The 1,688-nt window shown below is 55.7% G+C and carries 1 protein-coding gene and 1 pseudogene; both read right to left on the bottom strand.

Going from position 1 to position 1,688, the window contains the following annotated elements; translation table 11 throughout:
* Window positions 1–415 precede the first annotated feature (415 nt).
* The gene (locus EET03_RS29855) at window positions 416–1,039 is read right to left on the bottom strand and encodes a hypothetical protein (protein ID WP_136625701.1); all 624 of its coding nucleotides are present in this window, start codon (window positions 1,037–1,039) and stop codon (window positions 416–418) included.
* A 517-nt stretch (window positions 1,040–1,556) separates the two neighbouring features.
* Window positions 1,557–1,688 (bottom strand): annotated as a pseudogene (locus EET03_RS31590) (hypothetical protein); the annotation flags it as partial.

Genomic DNA, 1,688 nt, shown 5'->3' with positions numbered 1-1,688 from the left:
GACCGTGGAACCCGGCGTCAGCGCACGACACGCGGCGGTGCCGCCTACGGACAAGCCGGAAATCAAGATCAACTCGTGATCTCAGCAGCCGCAAGGGGAGAACTCCGGCGACCGTGAAATTTTGAGGTCGACAGTTGTCGTGCTGGTCAATCGAATTCACCAGCGCCCCACAGTGTCGCATAGCAGCTATCGACAAAGCTCACAAAGTATCGGATTTCGCCGCCTCTATTACAAATAATCGTACGGCCATCGTCCGTCCGTGACCCCTGGATCGTGTCCAATCCTGCTGACTTAAGCCAGTTATGTAAGTCGGTCGAGAAATCAACCGTGGTTGTCATTACCTCAGTACTCCTTGAGTAGCTAGCTCTTCTTGTATTCGCACGGCGAGGACAAAACCTGGGGAAACGCAACAGTCTTATCCGGCGACATTAAGACCCTCGGCGAGTGTGGCATCAAGCTCGTCATATGACATGGTTAGCACTCGACTGGTCGGTTCGTCCGAGCTAGAAAGGTGCGCGTAGGAGCTGGGCATGGCTCTTACCGAATACTTGTGCATAAACCGCTCTACCACATCCCGCGAAACCCCGTTATATGTAGCAATAAATTCCGCGACCTGTTGGTCCGCGACGCTCTTTTGTAATGCAGCGCTTATGCCGTATCGCTGCCACTGACGATATACCGGTTCGAGTTTACATTCCAAGCGTAGCATATCACCGACCAATATAAGTATATGCTTTCCCGCGTCCTCAAGGCGTGAGAATACCGCCTCTACAGCTACAAGGGGTGAGATTCTTCTCTCAGTAGTCGCGCTCAAGACAAGATATCCAAATTGCGAGGGCCTGATGACCTCCGCCGTCCAATCTGGATATGGGTAGCCATTATGAAACCACAGGCTCCCATCCAACAATTCCGGCGCATTTCGCGACGGGTCTTTGCCGATCGCTGAAACCCAACGATGTCGCCAGATTTCGTAGCGCTCGGCGACTTCGTGGAAGCCGGCATCGCCCGAGGGGCTTCCTCCATGGACACCAACGTACATCTGCGCTCCCTACGGCGTAAGGTCGGTAATTATGCCGGTTCGATTCAAAACCTCGACAGGGACGTTCTTTCCCGTAAGTTCATCGATAACTAACCATTGCTCCGCGCCGCCAGGCTGCCCAAATGCCGCCTTCGCGGGTCCATGCAATACCACCAACCATCCGGGACGCGTATACCACTTCCTAACATCGTGTGATATTGAGATGCCAAACCCGGCGGAGTCGCTCGCTCTGCTAACGGTGCGCCTTCTACGGACATAAACGCTCCACCGTTCGGCCCGATACGGTCGAGGGAAAGACCTTGAGGAATATGATCTCCCACTTCTGGGGAACCCGCGAAACCGTTATGTTCGGACAAGACAGGTTGTATCAGCCCCCCTTCCGGAATCTCTTGCTCGGCGATCACCGGCCTTGGTGCGTTCAGCTGCTGCTCCGCCTCGCCGAGTGACGCAGCAAAGCCACGCCAACACCCCGCGGCCGCATGCAATCCCGCCACATCCCGTTGGGCCACATATCACCGAGGGTGGCGAGTGTTGATGAGTATGCCGCGGCGTCCTGCAGCTCGTCTTCGAGGTAGAGCAGGATGACCTCTTCGGTGTGGCCCGGGGTGTTGAGCCAATTCTTGATCTGTGGGAGCACCGCGGCGAACGG

The organism is Mycobacterium innocens, from assembly GCF_900566055.1.
Lineage (GTDB): Bacteria > Actinomycetota > Actinomycetes > Mycobacteriales > Mycobacteriaceae > Mycobacterium > Mycobacterium innocens.
Note: the sequence above shows the minus strand (reverse complement) of the source record. Positions and strands in the feature narration are given on the sequence as shown.